At 44.6% G+C, this 16,045-nt stretch carries 16 protein-coding genes; 7 read left to right on the top strand and 9 right to left on the bottom strand.

All coding sequences use genetic code 11. The features are described 5' to 3' along the window. The first annotated feature begins 128 nt into the window (after positions 1 to 128). From EO98_RS14060 to EO98_RS14050, 3 genes are all read left to right on the top strand, one after another. Positions 129 to 1,070, top strand: coding sequence for a UbiA family prenyltransferase (locus EO98_RS14060; RefSeq protein ID WP_048137787.1), 942 nt, complete (start codon positions 129 to 131; stop codon positions 1,068 to 1,070). A gap of 17 nt (positions 1,071 to 1,087) precedes the next feature. Next, entirely contained in the window at positions 1,088 to 2,245 is a 1,158-nt protein-coding gene (locus EO98_RS14055; RefSeq protein ID WP_048137784.1) for an NAD(P)/FAD-dependent oxidoreductase, read from the top strand. A 150-nt stretch (positions 2,246 to 2,395) separates the two neighbouring features. Then, complete coding sequence (locus tag EO98_RS14050) at positions 2,396 to 3,535, top strand: radical SAM protein (protein ID WP_048137782.1); 1,140 nt, start codon at positions 2,396 to 2,398, stop codon at positions 3,533 to 3,535. A 427-nt stretch (positions 3,536 to 3,962) separates the two neighbouring features. Here the strand turns inward: EO98_RS14050 and EO98_RS14045 are convergent, their stop codons facing one another. From EO98_RS14045 to EO98_RS19440, 3 genes are read right to left on the bottom strand one after another with little or no spacing between them, the layout of a single operon-like run. After that, on the bottom strand, positions 3,963 to 4,820 hold the full coding sequence (locus EO98_RS14045) for a coiled-coil protein (protein WP_048138034.1): 858 nt from the start codon (positions 4,818 to 4,820) through the stop codon (positions 3,963 to 3,965). 40 nt (positions 4,821 to 4,860) lie between these two features. Continuing rightward, positions 4,861 to 5,568: a phosphoserine phosphatase SerB gene (gene serB / locus EO98_RS14040; protein WP_048137780.1), complete on the bottom strand. Its 708-nt coding sequence runs from the start codon at positions 5,566 to 5,568 to the stop codon at positions 4,861 to 4,863. Then, on the bottom strand, positions 5,565 to 5,693 hold the full coding sequence (locus tag EO98_RS19440; protein ID WP_255350183.1) for a hypothetical protein: 129 nt from the start codon (positions 5,691 to 5,693) through the stop codon (positions 5,565 to 5,567). The genes serB and EO98_RS19440 overlap by 4 nt, the downstream gene beginning before the upstream one ends. Positions 5,694 to 5,972: 279 nt before the next feature. Between EO98_RS19440 and EO98_RS14035 the strand changes: the two genes are divergently transcribed. Then, positions 5,973 to 6,803 carry a F420-dependent methylenetetrahydromethanopterin dehydrogenase gene (locus EO98_RS14035; protein WP_048133580.1) on the top strand — a complete coding sequence of 277 codons (831 nt, stop codon included), beginning with the start codon at positions 5,973 to 5,975 and terminating at the stop codon, positions 6,801 to 6,803. Positions 6,804 to 7,000: 197 nt separating this feature from the next. On the opposite strand, the gene EO98_RS14025 is transcribed toward EO98_RS14035, so the two are convergent. Together EO98_RS14025 and EO98_RS14020 are read right to left on the bottom strand one after the other, a co-directional pair. After that, a complete protein-coding gene (locus EO98_RS14025; protein ID WP_311135571.1) occupies positions 7,001 to 7,309 on the bottom strand; it encodes a DUF2111 domain-containing protein in 309 nt (102 codons plus the stop codon). A 195-nt stretch (positions 7,310 to 7,504) separates the two neighbouring features. Next, complete coding sequence (locus tag EO98_RS14020) at positions 7,505 to 8,167, bottom strand: DUF166 domain-containing protein (protein ID WP_048137774.1); 663 nt, start codon at positions 8,165 to 8,167, stop codon at positions 7,505 to 7,507. A gap of 160 nt (positions 8,168 to 8,327) precedes the next feature. Here EO98_RS14020 and tmk point away from each other — a divergent pair, with 160 nt between their 5' ends. Beyond that, entirely contained in the window at positions 8,328 to 8,945 is a 618-nt protein-coding gene (tmk, locus tag EO98_RS14015; RefSeq protein ID WP_048137772.1) for a dTMP kinase, read from the top strand. 153 nt (positions 8,946 to 9,098) lie between these two features. Here tmk and EO98_RS14010 read toward each other — a convergent pair whose 3' ends face one another. Further along, positions 9,099 to 9,371, bottom strand: a complete 273-nt coding sequence (locus tag EO98_RS14010) for a hypothetical protein (protein WP_048137770.1) — start codon at positions 9,369 to 9,371, stop codon at positions 9,099 to 9,101. Between the two features lie 139 nt (positions 9,372 to 9,510). After that, a complete protein-coding gene (locus EO98_RS14005; RefSeq protein ID WP_048137768.1) occupies positions 9,511 to 10,248 on the bottom strand; it encodes a HisA/HisF-related TIM barrel protein in 738 nt (245 codons plus the stop codon). Between the two features lie 114 nt (positions 10,249 to 10,362). Here EO98_RS14005 and EO98_RS14000 point away from each other — a divergent pair, with 114 nt between their 5' ends. Both EO98_RS14000 and EO98_RS13995 read left to right on the top strand, forming a co-directional pair. Continuing rightward, positions 10,363 to 11,067: a (5-formylfuran-3-yl)methyl phosphate synthase gene (locus EO98_RS14000; RefSeq protein ID WP_048137766.1), complete on the top strand. Its 705-nt coding sequence runs from the start codon at positions 10,363 to 10,365 to the stop codon at positions 11,065 to 11,067. Positions 11,068 to 11,166: 99 nt separating this feature from the next. Continuing rightward, entirely contained in the window at positions 11,167 to 11,709 is a 543-nt protein-coding gene (locus EO98_RS13995) for a metal-dependent hydrolase (RefSeq protein WP_048137763.1), read from the top strand. A 415-nt stretch (positions 11,710 to 12,124) separates the two neighbouring features. Here EO98_RS13995 and EO98_RS13990 read toward each other — a convergent pair whose 3' ends face one another. After that, positions 12,125 to 13,936: a hypothetical protein gene (locus EO98_RS13990; protein WP_048137761.1), complete on the bottom strand. Its 1,812-nt coding sequence runs from the start codon at positions 13,934 to 13,936 to the stop codon at positions 12,125 to 12,127. A 1,082-nt stretch (positions 13,937 to 15,018) separates the two neighbouring features. Beyond that, positions 15,019 to 15,924, bottom strand: coding sequence for a polysaccharide deacetylase family protein (locus EO98_RS13985; protein WP_048137760.1), 906 nt, complete (start codon positions 15,922 to 15,924; stop codon positions 15,019 to 15,021). Positions 15,925 to 16,045 lie beyond the last annotated feature (121 nt).

Raw genomic sequence — 16,045 nt, 5'->3', positions numbered from 1 at the left:
AGGAAACTTTTTTGAGATGCCAATGTTTATAGGACTAACTGTAAAAATCCCTGATAACACTAAAAACCTGACAATTCCCGAAATATAACCAACCCCCAATACAAACCAGAAAAGCACAGGTGAAAAGATTGTCCCTTACAGCAAGAATCGGGGAGCTCAGCCCCTACCTCCGATTGCTGAGACCCGAACTCTACTACATGGACCTGACCCTCCCCGCCGCAAGCGCGATCCTTGCTTCCTACCTGGCAACCGGAGGGCTGCCCTTACTTGTCCCCTTCTTGATTGCCGTGATAGGAGGCTTTGCGGCCATAACCAGTTCATATGTTTTCAATGACTGCTGCGATGTCGATATTGACACCATAAATATCCCGGACCGTCCCCTGCCTGCATCGAGGATCTCAAAGAACGCGGCGATGATGTACGCTCTCTTGCTTTTACTTATCGCAGGTGCCGCAGCCACGTACCTGAACCCGGAATCCCTTGCAGTCCTATTTGTCGCAGCTGCAACTATCACCATTTACTCAATCTTTGCAAAGCGCAGCACCTTCCTTAGCTTCCTGCCTGTCGGCATCTCCTACGGGCTCGTACCTATCGGGGTATGGCTTGCATTTGACCCCGCAGGAATCCTGAAAGGCAGCGACGGAGTGATTTTACCCCTTCCGGCAATCTGTTTCGGGCTCATGATGTGCGTTACGGACTGGGCTTTTACTCTGGGAGGCGTTGCCAGAGATGTGGAAGGAGACCGGCTAAAAGGGGCTCCTACACTGCCAGTAACCTTCGGAATTCCCTTTACCGCCAGGTTTGTGACATTCTGGTGGATTGTAGGAGTTATTGCTTCAGTTATAATAGGCTGGTCAGCCAGACTCGGCCCGGTATTTTTTGCAGGCGCTCTTGCCTCAGGGCTCTGGATGCTTGCCCAGTGTTTTGATTTTATCAAACATCCAACTCCTGAGAGAGGCGGCGCGCTTTTCCTTAACGGCTCAAACTACAGAGCAATAATGTTCGGGTCAATGATCCTGGACGTGGTGCTCTGTATATATCTTGGATCTTATACCTCCATTATCTGGTGAAAAAAGGATAGAAAAAAATGGATGCGGACATTATTGTAATAGGGGCGTCCCCTGCAGGGCTCATGGCTGCCAGAAATGCCTGTGAAAAGGGTGCGGATGTCCTTTTGCTGGAAAAAAAGGAAGAGATAGGGAATCCGCCACACCCTGCAAACTCTTTTTTTAAGGGGATGCTTGACAGGTGCGGAGAAAAGGTAGACCCGTCTTATGTTGTGCATTACCTCAAGGGGATGAAGATCATCTCCCCGGAAGGACGCGAAGTTATAGTAGAAACACCTGGCTATTCTATCGATAAAACGAGATTTGACCGGTTTTATGCTGAAAAGGTAATAAAAACCGGTGTTGATCTCAGAACAGGGATAGGAGTAAACAGTATCCGGAAGGAAGGGGGAGAATTTGCGATCAGTACTTCGGCAGGGGTGTTCAGGTCGAGACTTGTAGTAATTTCCGACGGCATCAATTCAAAAATGGCATCCTTTCTAGGTCTGAAAACAATGAAACACCCCGAGGATATTGCCTGGGGAATTGAGCTGGACGTCAGGGCTCCTGGTCTCGGGAAGCCGGAAATGTTTGAGTACTATGTAGGAAACCATGCTCCCGGCTGGAAGACCACATATGCACCCAGAGGAGGCGATAATGCTGCGATTGGGGCTTATGTGCGCAGATGTGGGAAGGATGCTACCCCTTACCTGAACGCCTGGGTGGAGCGGTTCAAAAAGCTTAAAGGGCTCGAAGAACTTGAGGTTGTAAGAAAACTTTCCGGGGGGGACCCTATTGTTACTATCCCAGGTGAGTACATAACTGATGGGATAATGGTAGCTGGAGGAGCTGCAGGCCAGTCCGGGATAGGCTATGCGATGAGAGCAGGCCAGATATGTGGAGACGTGGCGGCAGATGCTGTAAAAAAGGGAGACGTCTCAAAAAGTGCTCTTTCGGAATACCGGAAAACCTGGGAAAAGGAGTTTAAGGTCGAGCATTACCTGGGCCGTATAGGGCTTGAGACCCTCAGGAAGATGACGGACAGAGAAATAGATGAAATGGTAAGGGTGTTTGAAAAAGAAGACCTGTCCTTTATCCACGGCAGCGCCTTTGAACAGGCTATGCAGGTATTTATCTTCACGTTGAAGAAAAAACCTTCAGCTATGTTAAAATACAGAGCATTCCTGAGGGACAAGTAAACTGGAGACGAAAGGCAAGCTGGAAAAAATAGGACTGAAAAAAGGGATAAGATAAAAAAGAAAGACAAAACCAGAAAAAATAGAACGGAAAGTAAAGAAAGGAAAATAAAGAAAGGAAAAAACTACCAGAAAGCCAGATGCAGGGAAAATATGCAGTACGAATTTTATAAAAATCCCCTTTTCAGGGTTTATGCCGAAATTGAAGATGGGTGTTTGAAGATGAAAACAGGTGGAGTAGCCTCTCCACTCATGAAAAAAGCCCTTGCGGCAAACATCTCGATCTTTGACGGCGAAAAGCCTGCGAATGTAGAAGCTGACCGCCTGATCTATTCTACCTGGATGCCTCCGATTCCAAGTCCGGGCTTTGACCGGCTTGTGAAGAGCCAGTTATCATCAATGTTCGGAAAAAATATACCTGACCAGGTAACAATCTCAATTACCGAGGACTGCCCAAACAACTGTATCCACTGTGCCCTCCCCGATACAAAGAACAGGGCAAAACTTGCACCCGAGACCGTTAAAGATGTAATCGACCAGGTGCTCGAAATGGGCACAACCTTTGTGATTTTTGATGGGGGAGAACCCCTGACCTACCCTGGTCTGGAAGCCCTGATAAGCTACGTTGCTCCTGAAAAAGCTATTACCGGGATGTTCACCTCAGGAGTCGGACTAACAGAAGAACGCGCACGGAGCCTTAAAGCTGCAGGGCTGTATTCCCTTACAGTTAGTTTTGACAGCGCATATGAGGAAAAGCACGATTATGTGAGGGGCAGGAAAGGAGTTTTCAAAAGCGCGGTTGAAGCAGTCAAAAACGGACTTGCGGCTGGGCTGCTTGTAAACATATATGTGGTGCTTTCAAGGGACAATGTCAATGAGCTTGATGAACTCTATACCCTTGCAACGGATCTTGGAATCCACGAACTCTCTTTCTATGAGATAGTGCCAACAGGCAGGTGGATGGACCATGCTTCCGAGATCATGACCCCAAAAGACCTCAGGAAATTTGACAATTTTGTGTCCCAGACCAGGGAAAAGGAAGGACCCAGAGTTTTTCCAATTCCACAGGTTATGAAGACCACGGGCTGTATGGCAGGCAGAAAATGGCTGCACATCACGCCTGAAGGAAATATTCACCCCTGTGCCTGCATCCCTATTCCCTATGGAAATGTCCACAGGGACAAAATAAAGGATGTCTGGAAAAAAATCAGGAACGAGCCGGCATATAACGCAAAATGCTGCCTTATGAGAAACCCCGAGTTCAGGGAAAAATACCTGAAGCTTCTAGAGTGAGCTTCAGGTTTTTTAAAGCATTTTTAAGATTTTTGAAGCAGGCAGACCTTAAAAATCATAATAGTTCTTTTTTTCCGCATGCTCTGTGAGGTGAGCTTGCCTTCACAACAGACAAAAGCGAAAGCACTAGCTGTGCGAAAGTACACTGCACGAAAATACACAAACAGAACGTCAACCGTAACCAGGGAGCGACGAAAAGAAAAAGCTTCTAGAAAAACCGCATATTCCGGGATAAAAACAACTGAGACAGCGTAAGCAGGGGATATAAACAGGCAATAAACAGTCAACTTTAAACAAGCAGCGCAATACTGCTCTGGGAACGGAAAAATAAACTGGGAACAGAAAAATGAGTGCAGGTAAAGGTTTGGGACCTTTACTTGCAACGGAAATTAAAAATTTAGCGAGCAAATATATTCGATGTGATTGATTAGACTAAACCAGACCGCTGAAGAGTCATCAGGTCTTCGGTAGTGAGTTTAGCTCCGCCCTTGAACTTATCGAAAATGGATTTGGCATCCTTCTGAAGTTCGGACTTGACGACGCGGGACTTTCCGTCCTTGTCTTTCTTCTTAAGCTTGAAGACTTCTTTGTCGAGATCCCTGATTTCCTTCTGGGCATTGATGAAAATCTTGTGCTGTTCGTCAGCTGCTTCCTGGGCTTTTACAAAATCCCGGTGTGCAATGTCTGACTCTGCCCTGGTTCTGTCAGCTTCCTTGAAGGCATTAATCATCTTCTCGTGGTATTCCTGGGCCTGCCTGGCGTATTCGGCAAGCTCGTTGTGGAACTCCGAAGCTTCGTCCCTGATTTGCTGGGCTTCATCCAGGATATCTTTCAGTTCGAGGTTGCCCTCAAGCTGGACTTTCTTTTCATGGTATTGTTTCTGAAGCTCTGCAATCTTGCTAACGAGTTCTCTTTCCTTGGTTGTGCTCAGGACTTCGGTCTGCTGAGTGAATTCAAGGCGATCGATGTCTTTCCTTAAGGCTTTGATTGAGGGCCCGCCAAGGTTGTTCTGCTTCCTGATGGAATCTGCCTTTGCAAACAGATCATTTGCTTTGGCATTGGTGTCATCGCGCTTGTTCTTGTATTCACTGACCTTCTCGTTGATCTCGTCCCTGAGAACTTTTAGTTCCTGGGCTTCGTTGATAAGGTCTTTTGTCTTCTTGTTCAGGTCGTTGCGCTTTGCGGCAAGAGCGCTGGCCTCAGCGTTTAAAGTATTCCTTTTTTCCTTGGATTCTTCAGAAATGTCCTTCAAATCTGATCTTTTTTTCTGTAATTCCTTTAGCATCTCTTTTTGTGCCTCCCGGTCCAGCAAAAAAGCTGGCATTTTAGTAGTGTTCGATGTCGACATGCTGTGCCTGATTACAAAATTGATAAGAAAGAGAGTCAAGAACAGGGATCACGGCTCTCAGGTCTTTTATTGTTATGACCACGTCCGCATATTCCCTAAGTATGGGCTTTGGATTGAAAGCTATGGAAAAACCTGCTACCTCAAAAATGCAAGCATCGTTTGCGCCGTCCCCGACAACCACACACTGCTCAGGCCTGACATTGTAAAACCGAGCCAATTCCTCGAACACTTTTGCTTTGGAATCGCTTTGTGTGACAGGACCGACAACTTCGCCCGTGAGGCAGCCATCTTCCATAAGCAGTTCGTTAGAGACGACGAAATCAATACCAAGCACTTTACCTACCATCTCGGCAGCTATGGTAAATCCACCGGAAATCATCGCAGTCTTATAACCCCGATTTTTAGCATACAGGACAAGTTCGGCTGCTCCCGGCATAAGATTAATCTGATTTACAGCATCAAGGGCAGTATCAAGGGGTAGTCCCTTAAGAAGTCTGACCCTTTCTGCAAGCGCTTGCTCGAAATCGAGGTCTCCATACATTGCTCTCTTCGTAATCTCCTCTACTTTGCTTACAACACCTGCGGCCCTGGCGAGCTCATCGATGGTCTCAGCGTCTATAAGGGTACTATCCATATCAAAAACAATAAGTTTGTTTTCAGTAGAATTATGTATAGGACAGTTCACTCAATCAAAACCTGGACCTGAATAGCTATATATATAGCGGGACAATTCCCGAAAAAGGGCATGCCGCACGAAATACCATTTTCAGGGTACCCCCGCAGCTTGATAGAATATATGTGCCCTGACATTAAAAGCCCACCAACGGATAAAGTTCTTCAAATTATAATGCGGGTTTCGCGAAAACAAAACCACAAAACAACAGCATTGATGTCAACGTTTTTGAGTGAAATAAATCACATCCCTTTTAAGCTTTTCGGAGGAGCAACAAAAGGTACCGAATAATAATTATAAATAGAGCAGATATATATAAAATAAGATGGATATGAAAAGGAGATTGCCAAAAGGATTATAAACCCTTTAGGAATTCCACTATTGAAGAAAAAGGTCAACATAGGATTTTGAGAAAAATGGTCAACATAGGCTTTATAAAAATGGGCAACCTGGGAATGAGCCAGGTTATCAATCTGATCCAGGATGAAATTGCAGCGCGAGAAGGAATTACTGTAAGGGTATGTGGTACTGGTGCCAAAATGGGCCCAGCCGATGCCGCGGACACTGAGAGCTTCAAGCAGTGGAATGCTGACTTCGTGGTAATTATCAGTCCGAATGCAGCAGCTCCAGGCCCTACCGCAGCCCGTGAACTCTGGAAAGATGTACCCTGTATCGTAGTTTCAGACGGTCCTACAAAAAAGGAAGCCCGTGAGGCTTTTGAGCAGGACGGTTTCGGATACATTATCCTTCCGGTAGACCCCCTTATCGGAGCAAAGAGGGAGTTCCTCGACCCCGTTGAGATGGCATCCTTCAATTCCGATGCTATGAAAGTCCTTTCCGTCTGTGGTGTTGTAAGACTTATCCAGGAAGAGCTCGACAGGGTAACCGAGCAGGTTGCTTCCGGAAAGTCAGGAAAGGAGCTTGAACTCCCGCATATCTTCGCAAAACCTGAGAAATGTGTAGAACACGCAGGATTTGCAAACCCATACGCAAAAGCAAAGGCTCTTGCCGCCCTTCACATGGCTGAGAAAGTTGCACAGGTTAACTTCCCTGCTTGCTTTATGTTAAAGGAAATCGACCAGGTCTGCCTCACAGCCGCAGCCGGGCACGAGATAATGGGAGCTGCAGCGCAACTCGCAACCCAGGCAAGGGAAATCGAAAAATCCAACGACACAGTCTTCAGACAGCCCCACGCAAAGAGTGGTGCCCTGTTGAAGAAGGTCAAATTATACGAAAAACCACAGTAAATACCGGAAAACTTTTCCCGGTTTTAAAACTCAGACCCTGTATTTCATTCAGGACTGGAGGAATTGGAAAAATGTCCCTCTCAAACCTTGAAAAAGAGGTGGGGGACAAAATCCTCCAATAAAAAGCAATTCGTTTTAAAAAGCAATTTGTTATTTCCTTTTCTTTATTAGAATGCTGCTTGTAACCTGCTTTGACTTTATTTTTTTGCATCCTCGACTTCTTCCAGCACGGAAGTATATTCCTGAAAGACAGATGGAAGATCAATTGTAGCCAGAAGGTCCACAATCCCGAGAGCCGCGACAACCTTCCCGTCCTTTGAACGGATGGGAACAACTACCACATGTTTTCCACGGTACATGCCTTCTGCGGGAACTTCATGGGCAATTTTGTTGGTCTTTAACACCTCTTCGAGTACAGGTCCTGTATAGTCCCTGTCAAGGATTTGTCCCTTTTCCAGGCGAAGCCCTTTTCGTTTGAGGCTTCGAATAGTGGTAGGGAGTCCCATTAGTGAATGAACTGCGACTGCTATTGGCTCAAGGTCTTCAGGCCCTGAGTCTTCTGATATAGATAGGGAAATAATGTTTTCACCCCCAAAGGTACTTGGAAACCGGTACAGGCAAAAAACTGGAATTTCAGAAATTAAAAGCTGAGCCCCATTTTTTCGCCATATTTAGATTATATTTTTCCAAAGAATATATAATCACTCTTCATTCTCAAGCGCTTTTATGAGCGCCTGCTTGTGCAGTTCTCCGGACTCGTGAATCCCTCCCATTTCGCCCCTGACCGCACGGCAGGGATATTGCTGAACCAGCAGCCCGGCTTTTGGGGGGGCATCTTCTACTGGCACTCCAACAATTTCCTTTGCCATATGCCATGTACTCCCGCAGGGGGCACCTTTTATGACCTCAACTTTAGCTATTTTTCCGTTCTCTGTCTTGACTTTCAAAACGGGAGACCCGAAAATATCAGCAAACGGACGGTTGAAGGAGTTGGGTTCGAGGGTACAACAAATTTCATCCACCTCGATGTCCATTCCGGAAGCTTCGGAAATCTTTTTAAGTTCAGGAACCGATGCTCTGGAAGGTCCTCCAGGGATAATCAAAGAGCGCACCCCAGCTTCTGCGGCAAGTTTTGCAATTGCCGAGGTAAGGTCAGGATGCAGGGAATAAGTAACTACAATCTCGGCAGAAAAGACACGTAGGTCGAAATTCAGTCTTTCCAGAAACTCATCAGGTTCCTCAATGAATATGGGCACGAACTCAGGCAGGTCGGCAGTTACAACTGAAAAATCACTGTGTTCCTTTACAATTTCAATAAGGCGGTGTCCGTACTTGCCCCGTGTGATAACTCCTATTACAGTCATTAATATAAGTTATTTTTAATGTTTGCATAAATAGATGCTCATTTTATCTGGAACTGCTGACCTGACCTATCAGCTATGTGTGACTCTCTATGGAGTATAAATACAGACAGGGCATTTGAATGAAAACCTGTAAAGAAAGAAAATTAAAAAGGCGGTCCTTATGAGAGGTAAACTGATCACACTTGAGGGTATTGATGGTTCAGGCAAAAGTACGGTTGCAAAAAAACTTCAGGAAAACCATGAAATTCGTGCTTTTGAGCCGGTCTTTACCAGAGAGCCGACAAGAGATACCCTTACTGGAAATGCTGTCGAAAAAGCAATCCAGTCGGATACCGACCAGCTTGCCGAACTATTCCTTTTTACAGCTGACCATGCTGAGCATCTGGCAAAGCTTGTAAAGCCTGCACTTGAGAACGGGAAAACCGTGATTTCTGACCGTTATTCCGACAGCCGCTATGCTTACCAGGGAATAACTCTTAAAAACCGTATCGAAAACCCACTTGAATGGGTAAGAGGCCTGCATAAAGGCTGGACAGTTGTTCCGGACCTTACTTTTCTTTTTGATATTGAACCTGAAATCGCAGTTGAACGCTGCGGGAAGCGGGGAGAACAAACCAAATTCGAAAAGATAGAATTTTTACATGGAGTCAGAGAGAATTTCCTCAGGCTTGCCTCAGAAGAGCCGGAGCGGTTTATAGTAGTTGATGCGTCCTGCTCTCCAGAAAACGTGGAAAAAACAGTTGTCCAAAAAATTCTCGAGTTTGTTCAAAGGGATTGAATTGGATATTGACAGGGCATGAAGATTAAATCTTAAAGTAAAATCAAAGAGTGAGGCAGGAGATTAAACCAAAGATTGATCCCGGCAACTAAATTCAAAAATTAAACCTTGGATATAAATAAAAAGGGAAAAAGAGATGAAATGAAAGCCCGGTTAGAGCTTGTTATCATCCGCAAACTTGATCAGGGCTTCCGCCAGCATCCGGACATGCGAAGGATTGAGATTGAAGCGGGATTTTTTCACGCCTCCACGCTCTTTTGCGAGCTCTACATATTCCTTTTCAAACCGGTCGCTGTGCGCCAGAGAGATGGTCATGTACCAGCCTCCCCCCATCTTGATCTCCGTGTACCCGTCCCCACTGTTTTCTCCTGTGCGCTCCTCTACTGGCTCTTCAATACTCTCCTCAGTTACCTTTCTTGTTGCCATGCTGTAACCTCGTAAACTCTTTGTTTTGATGATGAAATCTAATGATCTGGATATAAATCTGCTAATTGGGTTATAAAGATACTCAATGCCTTATATACCAGAGGCATAAGGCAGGGCATAAATCCTTCCCGGGAATTCATTAATTGCCTTTATTTATCATTTCAAGTCCCAAATCCATCACTTCCGGAGGGACCGAGCCTGAGTGGATTGCAGTTGCTACCAGTGCACCCCTTACGCCGAGCCTCTCCAGGGCAAAAAGGTCGTCCATGCCCTTGACCCCGCCAGCAAGCAGCACACTGTGCTCAGAGGCTTCAGCCAGTTTGCGAAGGAATTCAGAATCAAAGCCAGAAGCCGTCCCAACCCTGTCAAGATCGAGGAAGAGAAGGTCTTTTAAGGGGATTCCGTTAAGCAGCTTTACGATTTCGAAGGGATCTTGAGGGATCTCGGGGTCCTGTTTAAGAAGCTTTCCGTTTTTAATATCAATGCTGACACTTATTCTTCCTGGGTATCGTAAAGCTGCGTCTTTGATCACTGCAAGTGTGCCTGTCTCTGTACCTATGACCGCCGTTTGGGCGATAGAAAGCGCTTTGTCCACATCTTCAGGAGAAGCGATTCCAAAATCAAGCATTGTATCTGCTCTGAAACTTACTTCCCGGATAATGCTGGCATTAGTCTCGAGGGGACCTTTCCCCTGCAATACATTAAGATCTGCAATGTAGACTTCGCGAGGGTGCACAGATTCGAGTATATCCACAGGGTCCGAACTGCTGCATATAACACTTGAATCCGAAACCGGGCGGTAATTTTCCCTTACTCCGCCTTTTGCAAGAACAACGTTACGGTTAAATATGTCCATCACAAAAATTACTCGGAACATACTTATCACATAGCTGCATCATCCTATAAAAAAATATAAAATAAGATCGATTGTATATAAATAAACAATATATATCATTGAAGATTTAACTTCATTCTTAATTAGAGGCTTTTTATGAAACTGCTTGTAAGTCCAATAAATAAAGAGGAAGCAATCATAGCTTCCAGAGGCGGCGCAGACATTGTAGATGTCAAAAACCCAAAAGAAGGTTCTCTTGGAGCCAATTTCCCCTGGGTGATAAGGGATGTTAAAGAGGTTGTAAACGGCAGGCAGCCGATAAGCGCAACAATAGGAGATTTCAACTACAAACCCGGAACTGCTGCCCTTGCTGCTCTGGGAGCAGCAGCATCTGGAGCAGATTATATTAAAGTAGGCCTTTACGATATCCAAACCGAAGCACAGGCCCTTGAACTGCTCACAAAGATTACAAGAGCCGTAAAAGACTATGACCCATCAAAAAAGGTTGTTGCCTCAGGATATTCGGACTACAAACGTATTAATTCGATTTCTCCTATTTTACTCCCCGCAGTTGCCGCAGAGGCTGGAGTAGATGTGGTCATGGTAGATACAGGCATCAAGGATGGGAAATCTACCTTCGAATTCATGGATGAAAAAGAGCTGACAGAGTTTACTGACCTTGCTCATGAACACGGGCTTGAAAATGCAATTGCCGGTTCCCTGAAATTCGAAGACCTTCCGGTACTCGAAAGGATAGGGCCCGACATAATTGGCGTCCGGGGTATGGTCTGCGGCGGAGACCGAAGAACTGCGATCCGGCAGGAACTTGTAGAAAAGCTCGTATCTGAGTGCCAGATCTGAAAATTTTGTATATCAGTAAAACGTCGGAACCCTTTGCTGGCCTGCCTTTCAGGCCGGCCGGCCAAAACATAATTATACGCAATCAACTTTTTTAATCTGATGTTTATTCTCGGGCATATAGGGATTACTCTGGGGATCTTCTATTCCCTGAATCGTTTATTTTCGAAAAAGAACATTCCGGTAGACTTTAAATGGATCGCTTTTGGGGCGCTCCTTCCGGACTTTATAGACAAACCCCTTGGCAGGATAATTCTTACTGAGACTATAGGAAGCGGGAGAATTTTTGCCCATACTCTTCTCTTCGGAGTCCTGTTAGGGCTGGTTGCAGGTTACACCTTCTACCGAAAAGGCTGGATAATACCCCTTATTGTTGCGGGTGCTTCGTTCTGTCATCTGCTTGAGGACCAGATATGGAATTCACCTGAAGTCCTTTTCTGGCCGCTTCTGGGATGGGAGTTTCCAAAAGATACGCTTTCCGGAGGTTTTATTGAGTACTTCATGAGAATCCTGAGTAATTCATACAATCCGGCGTATTCAGGCGCATTTATCCCGGAAATAATAGGATTGGGCATTATTCTCCTTTTTGCGGGCAGTTATATCAGGACAAAAATAGAAGAAAAAAATACAGCCCTCAAACAATGAAAGAGAAAGCAAAAGAGCAGGACTAATAAAAAATGTAGTATCTGATTAATTGGCTTATAGATTCCAGAATCAAAGGCTGAAATATTTTTAATCTCTTCTGCGCATTACAGAGCTAAAGCCGTCTCACCAGCCACGTAAGAAAAAATCGCAGTGTCTTTCTGCGATTTCTAATTTTTATCGATCATCTATCACTTTTATTTTGGACTTATCTCTTCTTTGTGGTCTGAAAGCCCGCTCTCCCGCATCGAACGTGACAGAATCCATAAATTAGACCTCTTGAACAAAGCTCACTTCTAAAACCCAAAAATTAGTCCTCTTGAGCGCAGCGAAAAGGACCGCGTACTCCCGAGGCGCAATTCGGGTGGCGCAACTAGGGTGGCGCAACTAGGGTGGCGCAACTAGGGAAAAAAGCAGCTCAAGGAGTATGCTTGTAGATTTTTATGTTAAGAGAGTCGTAAATCTTGTACAGAGGTTTATTGTCCTGAGTCTCGGAACTGTTTCCTGCTGAAGAATATCCCAGATTATCAGATCCTGATTTTTCCAGGTTCAGAGCCTCTGAGAAAGTTGTTACTACGAGGTAAAAAGGTCCAAACGTGGCGGGATTATTCAAAGACTTTACATCCGTGGGACGGTTTGCAGGGGCTGACCCGGATATGGTAAAAACCTCGGGAAATGAATCATATTGTCCCGGACTGTCGGTAGAATTTCCTGAAAAGGTATACCCCACTTTTTCTCCAGAAGACATAATATACGGGTCTGCTGCTTTTGATCCGACTAACCACTGCATTCCTTCCACCTCATTTTGTGTGATAGCTTCCGAGATTCCGCCGGCATACGGGGAACTGAAACAGCTGAAAAACCCTAAAGTCCAGAGAAGACCCAGAACCAGGATTGTAGCGCTAAGGCCGGTTGTATACCCCTTCCTTAGAAGGACAATATAGAGAGAGTACCCCAGAAGCGGGATCTGAGCAAAGATGATGAAACTTAAGTTTGCAAATCTATCTGGTGGGTAAGGGATGAAGGGGTTTAAAAGAAAGCCAAGCTCAAGGAAGAACGCAGTTATATACAGGAATAAAAAGCGGGGGTATCTGCGGACAAAGTGGTGACAAAAGCGTTTGCGATTCTGCCATACGATTACTGTATTGATTACAACAAAAATTAACGGGATATAGTACTTGCCGTAATAGAGATTGAAAAGGTGTATGAACTCGAAAATCCCTGGTTCCATGCTTGGAATTGTAGCAAAGCCCGCAGCAGCAAGAGAATTGATACGCAAGGCAAGAGCCGGGAGGAAAATATCAAAAAACCCTGAAGCGTACTTTGCGCAGAGCAAGAAACCGCCCGAAATAAATGACAGGAGGACAAATAGAGGAACTATTTTTCCTGAAGAGCTGGAAAGGGGATCTCGAGCAAGGCTTTTAAGACTAAGGATTTTTTTAAGGAGCCCTGACTGCATGACTTTACCTGCAAAAGCAAGCAGCAGAGAGAAACATACCAGGTACATGAAGATAAAAGGATGAGCTAACGGAAGCAAAGGTATCATAAAGAGCAAACAAACTACTCCCGCTGCCCTGTTTTTATCGGAGATTGCATTCCACAGCAAAAGAAGATAGATAGGAACAAGACAGAAAGTAAGGTAGTAGGGGACCGTTGATACCTGGAAATGCCCGAAGTATGGAATGACCGAGCAGAGAAAAGTTACCGATACCAGCTTTTCCCGGCTCATAAAGCCCCGGTAGAACAGAAACATACCGGCAATAAATATAATCGAAAATAAAATCGGTAAAAAGTATGATAGTGCCCGTGCATTCATTCCTGAGGTCAGAGCCAGAGCTGAGACCAGGAGAGGACCGGTAGGGGAGAGATCTGAAAAGACACAAAGTCCTGAGGAAACGAAAGCTCCTGTATTTCCTGCCAGAATCAGGTATGAGAATTCATCTCCCCTGCCTACTGAAGCGTAACCAAGCATATACGGGATTATCAATACGATAATATGAACAAGTAGAAGTGTGAAGACTGCACTAATCTTTCGATATGCAAGAAGCAGAAAGCAGGCAGAAAGGTAACATAAGAGCAGGATCAGATAAAAATGGAAAGGAAGCTGTTCATAGATATTAACTGCATATCCTTCAGGCTGGATTTCCCTGAGAACAAAGAGGCTGTAAACAAGTAGTAACAGAGAAACCGCTGGAATCAGATTTAAGATTTTATTGTTGAGTTTAGACAATATGTCCCCCGTCCTTCCGGAAAGTTACAGAGTCCAGTTTCCGCACCTTTATATAAGAACTTTCCTGAGACAGCACCTCTACTCCCATAGAGTCTGCTTTCACAGGTAGCCCGCGGCAGGTAAACTTCCATGCTCAAAATTTCCTTCTATATAAATACTTCGTTTACTTTGTTCTCCTTTTTATGTTTCGTATACCCAATCGCTCAACAAATAATTAATTGTTGTGCCCGATGCGCAGGTTGAGATACTGCTCCTCAAGAAAATTAATGTCCTCATAAAATAAAAATCCTCAAGAATTAAAGACTTTCGGGCTTTTATAAAAAGAAGCAGAAAAACCCCAGGTCTTTACAGGCAGCCCTACAATTACTACCAGTAATAACCGAATTTGTTCTTTATCGATTTAAAGGCTTTATACGTCTTATTTTTTACATGTTTTTGCTCTGAAATTGAATTGTCGGACAGCCTCTTTAGCCTGGGGGATATAAGAGTCAACTTCTACAATATTCGTTTCGTTATTCTTTGACTTGACATACATCGAAGCCAATATAATATTAAGCAATGGTTACAAGAACCAGGTGGCCAATTCAATAGATGTTAACCTTCAGGCTCATCAGGTCATAAAAAAATACATAGTCTATAGCTTGTAACCATGTAAAGCCGAAACAAGCGACGGAGCGGGACATAGTAGGGCAGGGAATGCCAGAATTAACGCCTTTAGAGAATCTAGAAGGTAGTCTATGAATTAGGAAACCCGTTAAATCTTTAGATTTAGCGGGAAGTTCACCAGCTGTATACCTATCGAAGCTCCGAAGATCCTTTTGTTTTATGGCAGACTTTTCGAACAGTATGGACATTCCGTTACTTGAAACAGATAAGTGACGGACTGCAAATCCAGAAAGCCAGAGCCCGAAAATTAGATTTTAAGGGACAGGAATTCGGTTTCCTTACGAATCCTGACACCTTTATACTTCCTGGCTATGTACCTTTGTATGATGAAATATTCAGAATATAGATATATTCAGAGAGCAGAAAACGGCAAACTCTGCCTGGTCATTCTGCTTTGAGCAGAAGGAAGTTCCCTTTCAAACACATGATACTCCTGAATAATCCCTCAAGCACATTACATCAACTTCGCTCAGTTTACTCAGGATATGCCGGACCCTCTGTTCAACAAGCTTCCCTTTTATGCACCAGTAAAAGGGCCTCTTATTTCCAAGAGAAGGGAATCTGGTACAGGAGATATCCAGTGGATGGAAATAGAAAATGGTGTGCCCTCTTTTAAGACTCTGCGTAAGCCCGTCCAGAATGAATGATGAACCCAGGAATCGAAGCATAGGGCCGCCTGATGCAGGGAACTTTAATCCATGTTGACAATAAGCCCATGGAAACTCAATAAAGTTCCGGTCACTACCTGCTTCAAGTTCGCTCTCCTCCGGATAATAGGGGAAGGATGAAACTGTATTAAGGGCTGAATCAGTTTTGTTGTAAAAGGAATTTACTGAAACAGATGAATCATACTTAAATCCCAGTTTTTCGAGGGAATCAACCATCCACCCACTTACCAGGGCGTTTGGTGCCCTGTAGCCGACCAACTTTTCGCCGCTGATTTTTTCGAGCATTTTCTTTGCAACCAGGGTCCTTTGCTCAAACTCCTCCACACTCATTAACTGTTTTTTTGTATCAGGGTCGATTTTACAGGCATGATTCAGCCCGTGGCAGGCTAGCTCATGCCCCCTATCTACAATTGACTCTACCAATCCAGGGTAGTGTTCAATGGTATCTGCAACTACAAAAAAAGTAGCATTTATGTTGAACTCATCAAGAATATCCAGCACCCTTTTTGTGGGCTCACTCAAGAAATCATATCTGCCGTTCCACGTCTTGAAGAATTCATCTACATTCCTGTAAACCGAAAACGGAGAACTGCAGACAGAAGGAATATGATACCAATCTTCAAGATCTACTGTAACCGAAAGACTACCGTTCATGAAATCCCCTCCTCACTAAGAGCGTATTTGCATATATCGTGAAACTGGACTGGAAGTTTCACTAAGAATGGGAATTAGCAACTATGCATTCCCCAATGGCTTAGAAAGCCTCCCCATTTAA

It is taken from the genome of Methanosarcina sp. 2.H.T.1A.6 (assembly GCF_000979455.1).
Lineage (GTDB): Archaea > Halobacteriota > Methanosarcinia > Methanosarcinales > Methanosarcinaceae > Methanosarcina.
This window is presented reverse-complemented; position numbering and strand designations above follow the sequence as displayed.

Excerpts from the sequence above, each read along its gene's own strand:
- EO98_RS14000 (WP_048137766.1), top strand. The coding sequence starts at position 10,363 with ATGAAACTGCTTGTAAGTCCAATAAATAAAGAGGAAGCAATCATAGCT.
- EO98_RS14045 (WP_048138034.1), bottom strand. The coding sequence starts at position 4,820 with ATGCTAAAGGAATTACAGAAAAAAAGATCAGATTTGAAGGACATTTCT.
- EO98_RS19440 (WP_255350183.1), bottom strand. The coding sequence starts at position 5,693 with ATGTCAGGGCACATATATTCTATCAAGCTGCGGGGGTACCCTGAAAAT.
- EO98_RS14050 (WP_048137782.1), top strand. The coding sequence starts at position 2,396 with ATGCAGTACGAATTTTATAAAAATCCCCTTTTCAGGGTTTATGCCGAA.
- EO98_RS13985 (WP_048137760.1), bottom strand. The coding sequence starts at position 15,924 with ATGAACGGTAGTCTTTCGGTTACAGTAGATCTTGAAGATTGGTATCAT.
- EO98_RS14035 (WP_048133580.1), top strand. The coding sequence starts at position 5,973 with ATGGTCAACATAGGCTTTATAAAAATGGGCAACCTGGGAATGAGCCAG.
- EO98_RS13995 (WP_048137763.1), top strand. The coding sequence starts at position 11,167 with ATGTTTATTCTCGGGCATATAGGGATTACTCTGGGGATCTTCTATTCC.
- EO98_RS14010 (WP_048137770.1), bottom strand. The coding sequence starts at position 9,371 with ATGGCAACAAGAAAGGTAACTGAGGAGAGTATTGAAGAGCCAGTAGAG.
- EO98_RS14055 (WP_048137784.1), top strand. The coding sequence starts at position 1,088 with ATGGATGCGGACATTATTGTAATAGGGGCGTCCCCTGCAGGGCTCATG.
- EO98_RS14020 (WP_048137774.1), bottom strand. The coding sequence starts at position 8,167 with ATGACTGTAATAGGAGTTATCACACGGGGCAAGTACGGACACCGCCTT.
- tmk (WP_048137772.1), top strand. The coding sequence starts at position 8,328 with ATGAGAGGTAAACTGATCACACTTGAGGGTATTGATGGTTCAGGCAAA.
- EO98_RS14005 (WP_048137768.1), bottom strand. The coding sequence starts at position 10,248 with ATGTTCCGAGTAATTTTTGTGATGGACATATTTAACCGTAACGTTGTT.
- EO98_RS14025 (WP_311135571.1), bottom strand. The coding sequence starts at position 7,309 with ATGGGACTCCCTACCACTATTCGAAGCCTCAAACGAAAAGGGCTTCGC.